This is a genomic window from Mycobacterium sp., from assembly GCF_032159765.1.
Lineage (GTDB): Bacteria > Actinomycetota > Actinomycetes > Mycobacteriales > Mycobacteriaceae > Mycobacterium.
The window spans coordinates 1-6,761 of the sequence record NZ_JAVHWM010000139.1; the positions used below are offsets into that span (position 1 = coordinate 1).

9 protein-coding genes and 1 pseudogene are annotated in these 6,761 nt (G+C 66.9%); 4 read left to right on the top strand and 6 right to left on the bottom strand.

Translation table 11 applies throughout. The features are described 5' to 3' along the window. Positions 1-28: 28 nt before the first annotated feature. Together QOH60_RS16235 and QOH60_RS16240 are read left to right on the top strand one after the other, a co-directional pair. Positions 29-187 (top strand): annotated as a pseudogene (locus QOH60_RS16235) (enoyl-CoA hydratase/isomerase family protein); the annotation flags it as partial. Between the two features lie 25 nt (positions 188-212). Beyond that, entirely contained in the window at positions 213-836 is a 624-nt protein-coding gene (locus QOH60_RS16240) for an enoyl-CoA hydratase/isomerase family protein (RefSeq protein ID WP_526422143.1), read from the top strand. A 1-nt stretch (position 837) separates the two neighbouring features. Here QOH60_RS16240 and QOH60_RS16245 read toward each other — a convergent pair whose 3' ends face one another. The 6 genes from QOH60_RS16245 to QOH60_RS16270 form a co-directional block, all read right to left on the bottom strand. Next, positions 838-2,421 carry a polyamine aminopropyltransferase gene (locus QOH60_RS16245; protein WP_526422145.1) on the bottom strand — a complete coding sequence of 528 codons (1,584 nt, stop codon included), beginning with the start codon at positions 2,419-2,421 and terminating at the stop codon, positions 838-840. Beyond that, a complete protein-coding gene (locus QOH60_RS16250) occupies positions 2,418-2,876 on the bottom strand; it encodes a DUF350 domain-containing protein (RefSeq protein ID WP_526422159.1) in 459 nt (152 codons plus the stop codon). Before QOH60_RS16250 ends, QOH60_RS16245 begins: the two co-directional genes overlap by 4 nt. Before the next feature lie 43 nt (positions 2,877-2,919). Further along, complete coding sequence (locus QOH60_RS16255) at positions 2,920-3,348, bottom strand: DUF4247 domain-containing protein (RefSeq protein ID WP_526422147.1); 429 nt, start codon at positions 3,346-3,348, stop codon at positions 2,920-2,922. Next, positions 3,345-3,848, bottom strand: a complete 504-nt coding sequence (locus tag QOH60_RS16260; protein WP_526422149.1) for a DUF2617 family protein — start codon at positions 3,846-3,848, stop codon at positions 3,345-3,347. The genes QOH60_RS16255 and QOH60_RS16260 overlap by 4 nt, the downstream gene beginning before the upstream one ends. Before the next feature lie 8 nt (positions 3,849-3,856). Next, positions 3,857-4,468, bottom strand: a complete 612-nt coding sequence (locus QOH60_RS16265; RefSeq protein ID WP_526422151.1) for a DUF4178 domain-containing protein — start codon at positions 4,466-4,468, stop codon at positions 3,857-3,859. Positions 4,469-4,574: 106 nt separating this feature from the next. Further along, positions 4,575-5,234, bottom strand: a complete 660-nt coding sequence (locus QOH60_RS16270) for an ACT domain-containing protein (RefSeq protein ID WP_526422153.1) — start codon at positions 5,232-5,234, stop codon at positions 4,575-4,577. A gap of 63 nt (positions 5,235-5,297) precedes the next feature. Between QOH60_RS16270 and gatC the strand changes: the two genes are divergently transcribed. Continuing rightward, positions 5,298-5,597 carry an Asp-tRNA(Asn)/Glu-tRNA(Gln) amidotransferase subunit GatC gene (gene gatC, locus QOH60_RS16275; protein ID WP_526422155.1) on the top strand — a complete coding sequence of 100 codons (300 nt, stop codon included), beginning with the start codon at positions 5,298-5,300 and terminating at the stop codon, positions 5,595-5,597. Between the two features lie 5 nt (positions 5,598-5,602). Then, on the top strand, positions 5,603-6,761 hold a 1,159-nt coding region (gene gatA / locus QOH60_RS16280), incomplete at its 3' end, for an Asp-tRNA(Asn)/Glu-tRNA(Gln) amidotransferase subunit GatA (protein WP_526422157.1).

The following is a 6,761-nucleotide window of genomic DNA, read 5'->3' on the forward strand; positions in this document are numbered from 1 at the left end:
GCTGAGATCGACGTTCCAGTATTGACCGATGATCGAGGTCGGTTACGAGCGTCGGGACAGAATCGCCTACATCACCCTGAACCGGCCGGAGGCGAAAAATGCGCTCACGCCGGAGATGCACGATGAACTCTGTCGCGTTTGGGCTGACTTCCGCGATGACGACGATGCGGACGTCGCGATCCTGACCGGTGTAGGCGACGCCTTCTGCGCGGGTGCCGATCTCGCGACCTACGTTCCGAGAAAACTACGTCGACGCCATACCGAGCCGGGTTCGGGAAATCGTCGACCTGGGTCTCGGCGGGCTCACTCGCGGTCTGCATCGCATCACCAAACCGACGATCGCCGCCGTCAATGGGTGGGCATTGGCAGGCGGCCTCGAGCTCGCGCTGGCGTGCGATCTGCGCGTGGCTTCGGACCGTGCCACGTTCGGATCGTTCGAGGCGCGGCGGGGGTTCCATCACGGCGACGGTGGAATCACCCGGCTGGTCAACATCTGCGGTGTCGGTGTGGCAATGCAAATGGTCCTTACGGCCGAACCGATCGATGCGCATCGAGCACTGCAGTGCAACATGATCACGAAAGTTGTTCCGCACGAGGCGCTGATCGAGGAGGCCGAGCTGCTCGCTCGCCACATCCAGCGCAATTCGCAGCGGGCGGTGCGATCCGCAAAGGAGACGATCCTCGAGGTCATCGGCAAGCCGCTGGACGATCAGCTGCGGATCGAGGGCTGGAATTCCTACACGTGTGCCGACCAGGACGAGGCTCGCGAATTGTTGCGTCGGTTCTTCGACAAGTCAGATGTTGGTCGAGCAGGGCCGAATTCGCGCAACGGCTGAGTCAGCGGTAGCCGCTGCGCATATCGGTCATGATGCGCGGATTCTCCAGCGTTGACGGCGCCAACCGCTGCGGAGCGACGTCGCCGGCGAACACCGTCGCGGCGTCGAGCACGCCTTGACTCAGAAAGCGAAGTGGCGGTGCGTCTTTCGGCACGGTTGGAGTCGGCACGGTGTTGCCGCGCCGGCCCAGCGTGAAACCCCAGTCACCGAACGTCGGCACGTCGACGTGGTACGGCGTCACCGCGAAACCTGCGGCCTGGATTGTCGACACCGTGCGCCAGAACGCCGTCGGCGTCGAGTACGGGCTGCCGGACTGTACGACCACCAGGCCATTGGGCGCCAGAGCGCGGGTGACCAGCGTGTAGAACTCCTGCGAATACAACCGGCCCAGAATCGGGTTGTCGGCGTCGGGCAGATCGACGATAACAGCGTCAAAGCCGCCCGCGGGCACGACATTCGGATGGGGTTCACGCAGCCACGCCATCGCGTCGGCGATCACCACGTCGACCCGTGGGCTGTCCAGTGCGCCGGCATTCGCCTGACGCATGGTGGTCCGCGCAAGGTTGATGACGGCGGGGTCGAGTTCGACGTGAACGATCTTGTCGATGCCCGGTTGTCGCAATAGTTCACGGTCGGCAAGACCGTCCCCGCCACCGATCACCAGGACCGACCGCGCCCCGTCTCCCAGCGCCGGGTAGACCAGACTCTCGGTGTATCGGTATTCGTCGCGCGTCGAGAACTGAAGTCCGCCATCGAGATACAGACGCATGTCGTCGCCCCGCCGGGTGACGACGATCTCCTGGTAGGCCGAATGCTGGTAGGCGATGATCGGATCGGCGTACAGCCGCTGTCTGCTGGTCGCCTCGATCCCGCCAGCACCGACGATCAGCGCGGTCAGCAGTGCGAACGCGCCTGCCAGGGCGGCCAACGCCGTCGCGAGTTCACGGCCGCTCACCACCCGGCGCAGCAGGAACAGTGCGACCACCGCGGCGGCCCCCAGATTGATCATCCCGGTGGCCGCGGCGCCGCGGATCATGCCCAGTTGCGGTAGCACCACGAACGGCCACGCGAGCCCGCCGACGAGCGCACCGAGGTAGTCGGCCGCGTTGAGGTTGGCGACCACACGCCCGGTGGCGACGGCGCCCGCCGTCTGGCCCCGCTGCAGCAGCGTCATCAGCAGGGGAACCTCGGCGCCGACGAGTCCGCCGATGAGGGCGGTGCCAACGGCCAGCACGATCGTCGACCCACCGAGGTACGCGAACGTCACGTAGAGCACCGCAGCGGACAGCCCGCCGACGATGCCGAGCAGGGTCTCGACGGCGATGAACGCGATGGCCGCCCGCTTCAGCAGCGGCTTGACCACCAACCCGCCCGCGCCGAGCGCCGCGACGTAACCCGCGACGATCAGCGTCGTCGCGACGATGCCGCCGCCGTCGAGGCTGGTTGCCAGGGTGAGCAGTGCGAGTTCGTAGACGATTCCGCACGCCGCGCACGCCGAGACCGCAGCCAACAGCAGTGCGCGCCAACGCATCGTCGACGTCTGCGGTGGCGACGTGGCCGCGATGTGGTGGTCCGTTGCGGTCATGACAGCGCGACGGCGTTGATCCCTCCGACGGCGAGCAGGACCACCGCCGGCGCGATCGAGGCGGGATGGAACTTCTCGGCGTCGATGAAGCCGCGGAACCGGCCGGGTACCGCCGCTTCGAGGATGGCCAACGCGATTCCCTGCAGCGCAACGCCCACGAGGCCGTATACGAGAGTGTCGAGCAGACCCTGACCCAACTGGTCGGAGCTCGCCTTGATCGCGGCGATGATGACGAGTGCGAGCGACACGTCCATCGCAGACGTGATCACGACGGCGTTGGGACGGCGTTCGACGAACACCTGTCTGCGCAGCTTGCCCGGTGTGAGTGCGTCGACCATCACGAAACCGGCCAACAGGACGACGATACCGACCAGGAAGTACAGCACGGTGCTGACCACGCTCTGCAAGAGCACATTTGGGTCGACGGTGCCGAACTCAACGTCGGCCAGGTTCATTCCCTGGGTCATGCGTACCTCCTGTGGTTGACGTCCTGGCGTATCACTTGGTTCCGTCGGGTCCGCCGGGACTGCCGCTTGAACCGCTCGCGGGCGAACCCGGGTAGAAGCCGGGTCCGAGGAATACGTATGTGCCGTGGCTGTATCCGGAGTCGAGGCCCTCGACGCGAATGCTGCACGGGCGGTTGCCGTCTGGGCCCACGGCCACTATGTTGTCGTCGTAGCGCAGGTAGCTCGTCTTGCCGTCGCTGGCCTGCGCGTCGGGATCCTGGGCTTCGGCGAGGTCGTCAGCGACGTCGTCCGGTGAGCCGCTACACGCGTAGCGCGAGGTGTCGCCGCTGCCTGCGTACCGCTGGTAGTTGTCGCTGACGTACGAGTCGATGTTCGGCAGCAGCGTGATGCCGAAGTAGAGGCAGACCGCCGCGGCGACCGCCAGACCGCCGGATAGCAAGAACAGGTACCTGCGACTCACGGCCGCCACCGGCTTTCGGTGTGTACCACCGTGCCGCCAGTGAGGGCTGGATATAGGTGCCAGGTCTGCCAGCGCCAGCCTGCGTCGTCGGGGGTTGCCGAGATCGCCGTCAACGCCGCATCATCACCGGGGAATGTTCCGCCAAGCCAACCCGATTCGGCGCTGCAGCGCCCGCGAAGCAAGGTGGCGAGGGAGCGGAAGGCGGCCTCACCGTGGTCGGTGGTATGCGCCGTCAGGGAGTAGCCGCAAGCCTCAGCGTGGTCCGGCAGAGCACCGCCGTATTGCTGCGCGGCACACGAGATCTGTTCGGAGAAGCGTGATGTCGCGTGTTCGACGCTGATGACATGCGATGCGCCGAGAACCCCGAGCATCAAAGTGCCGCCACGGGGATGGGTAAGCCGGTGGATTGCCAGCGGCGCCGGAATCGGCGCGTTGAGTGCGAGGCCCAACCGTGAGCCGGCCACGTCGGCCGGTGTCACCGATAACTCGTGGAGTGGCACGGCTGCCCCTATGCGCTTGGCGGTGGCGCCGGATATACCGTCAGCTCGCCTTCGCTGACGGCAGTGCCATACGAGACTTCCCACGGCATATTGGGCGCCCAGCGCTCGAAGCCAAGGAGGGCGGTTTCGTTGTCATTGGCATAGTCGACGAAGTCCATTTCGCCGCCCGCGGGTAGACCGGTTGTGCCCTCGCTGGTGTAGGACGCGTGGCCGCGTTCCGATTCCCGGAATCGCACACCATCGACGACCTGCTCGCCGCCTGGCTGCAACTGTAGGTCCTTGCGCGCGACCCACATGGCCAACTTGAGGCGTCCTTCGTCTTCCTCGACGCTGAACCAGATGGGCGCGCCTGTTCCGCCCTCGATGAGGTGTTCCCACCAGACGAACGGGCCCTCGCGGTACGTCACCGACCCGCGTACGACGTAGTCGACGCCGCCGTAGCTGACGATCGCGCCCGGCCCGAGCTGGCGCGGGCCGAACACGGGCATCTGCCCGAATTTCAACGGGTCTTGGCGGGTTGGCGGTGTCTTCGGTTTGCGGGGCCGGCGCAGAGCAATGATGAGCACGACGATGGCCCCGCCGAACAGCGCCGCCGCGGCAACCAGAAGCGCTATTTGCACGCGGACCCTCTCGTGAACGCCACCGCCCAGGTGGAGCAATTCGGGTCACCGTAACAGCTACTAGCTGGGAATTTGCTGTGCGTTCTGTGGGCCGGCGTCGTTCGCGTCAGCGCAAGATCGTGGCGATGATCCCGGCCAGGTAGCCCAGCCGCGCGACTTCGGATGGCCGGAAGTGAGGTCCGCCAGGGCGACCCAACACGATGGCCGTGCGATGGTCACCGAGCGGCGCGGCGGCCAGCGTGGTGTCCATGTCGCGCCACACCTGCGGCACCCAGTCCGCGGTGTCAAGGAGGGCTTCGGCGTGGTCGAGGGGCAGCCACGGCGTTTCCGCCGCCTGCGTTTCGGGAGCTCCTGGACTGCCGACGACGCGCTCCGGGCCCGAATCGCTCAGCCTGATCACAGTGCACCAGCCGACGCGCAGCACGTGGGGTGCCTCGTCGACAAGTTGCTGCAGCTGTTTGTGCTTCCCGTCGGCCGCGGCGACGTGATCGATGAGTTCCAGCTCCCGGTGCGCCTCGAGCAACCCGGTGTGCGGGCGGATGGAGTCGACGTAGACGCCGTTGAGCTTTTCGGCGGCGGTGATGAGCATGTCGGGCATCGCGCCAGCAGGCAGTTGGACGACGAGATCGTCGATCGCATAGCCCGCGCCGCGTTCGACGACGTCGAGGGACAAGATGTCGGCGCCTACCGACCCCAGCGCCACGGCCAGCGAGCCGAGGCTGCCCGGTCGATCCTCCAGCTGGACCCGCAGCAGATACGAAGGCACGCGCACACTGTCGCACAGCGCCACCGGCTCAGCATTCCGGCCAGATGACTAGGCTTGCCAGTCGTGTCGCAGATCTCCCGAGATGAGGTAGCCCACCTCGCCCGTCTGGCCCGGCTCGCGCTGACCGACGATGAGCTGGACAGCTACGCAGGCCAGCTCGATGCCATCCTCGAACACGTCAGCCAGATCCAATCCGTCGACGTCACCGGCGTCGAACCGACCGGCAATCCGCTCAAGGACGTCAACGTCTTCCGCACCGACGTCGTCGAGCCGTGCCTGACCCAGGATGAAGCGCTGGCCCAGGCGCCGAAGGCGGTCGACGGCCGGTTCGCCGTCCCGCGGATTTTGGGGGAATCAGAGTGACCGGCATGAGCGCGCTCGTTCGGCTCGACGCGGCCACGCTGGGCGCCAAGATCGCTGCCAAGGAGGTGTCGTCCACCGAGGTGACGCGGGCGTGCCTGGATCAGATCTCCGAGACCGACGGCGAATATCACGCGTTTCTGCACGTGGCGGAGGAGCAGGCGTTGGCGGAGGCTGCTCGGGTGGACGTGGCCGTCGCCGCCGGCGAGTCACTGCCGTCGCCGCTGGCCGGGGTGCCGCTGGCGCTCAAGGACGTGTTTACCACCACTGACATGCCGACCACCTGCGGATCGAAGATCCTCGAGGGGTGGACGTCGCCGTACGACGCCACCGTCACCGCGCGGCTGCGCGCGGCGGGCATCCCGATCCTTGGCAAGACGAACATGGACGAGTTCGCGATGGGTTCGTCCACCGAGAACTCCGCATACGGTCCGACCCGCAACCCGTGGAACGTCGACCGGGTGCCGGGGGGATCGGGCGGCGGCAGCGCGGCGGCGCTCGCCGCGTTCCAGGCGCCGCTGGCCATCGGGTCGGACACCGGCGGGTCGATCCGCCAGCCCGCCGCGCTGACCGCGACGGTCGGCGTGAAGCCCACGTACGGGACGGTGTCGCGGTACGGCCTGATCGCCTGCGCATCATCGCTGGACCAGGGTGGCCCGTGCGCACGCACCGTGCTCGACACCGCGCTGCTGCATCAGGTGATCGCCGGGCACGACCCGAAGGACTCCACCTCGGTCGAGGCCAAGGTGCCCGACGTGATCGCCGCGGCAAGGGCAGGTGCGTCCGGCGACCTCAAGGGTGTGCGGATCGGCGTGGTCAAGCAGTTGCGCGGCGACGGCTATCAGGCCGGGGTGCTCACGTCTTTCAACGCCGCCGTCGAGCAGCTCACGACGCTGGGCGCCGAGGTCAGCGAGGTGGACTGCCCGCACTTCGACTTCTCGCTGCCTGCGTACTACCTGATCCTGCCGTCGGAGGTGTCGTCGAACCTGGCGCGCTTCGACGCGATGCGCTACGGACTGCGGGTCGGCGACGACGGCACGCACAGCGCCGAAGAGGTGATGGCGCTGACCAGGGCGGCCGGCTTCGGCCCAGAAGTGAAGCGCCGCATCATGATTGGCACATATGCGCTGTCGGCCGGCTATTACGATGCCTATTACAACCAGGCGC

What these genes read in the sequence shown, in the direction of transcription:
- QOH60_RS16245 (WP_526422145.1), bottom strand. Translation starts at nt 2,421, where the DNA reads ATGACCGCAACGGACCACCACATCGCGGCCACGTCGCCACCGCAGACG.
- QOH60_RS16250 (WP_526422159.1), bottom strand. Translation starts at nt 2,876, where the DNA reads ATGAACCTGGCCGACGTTGAGTTCGGCACCGTCGACCCAAATGTGCTC.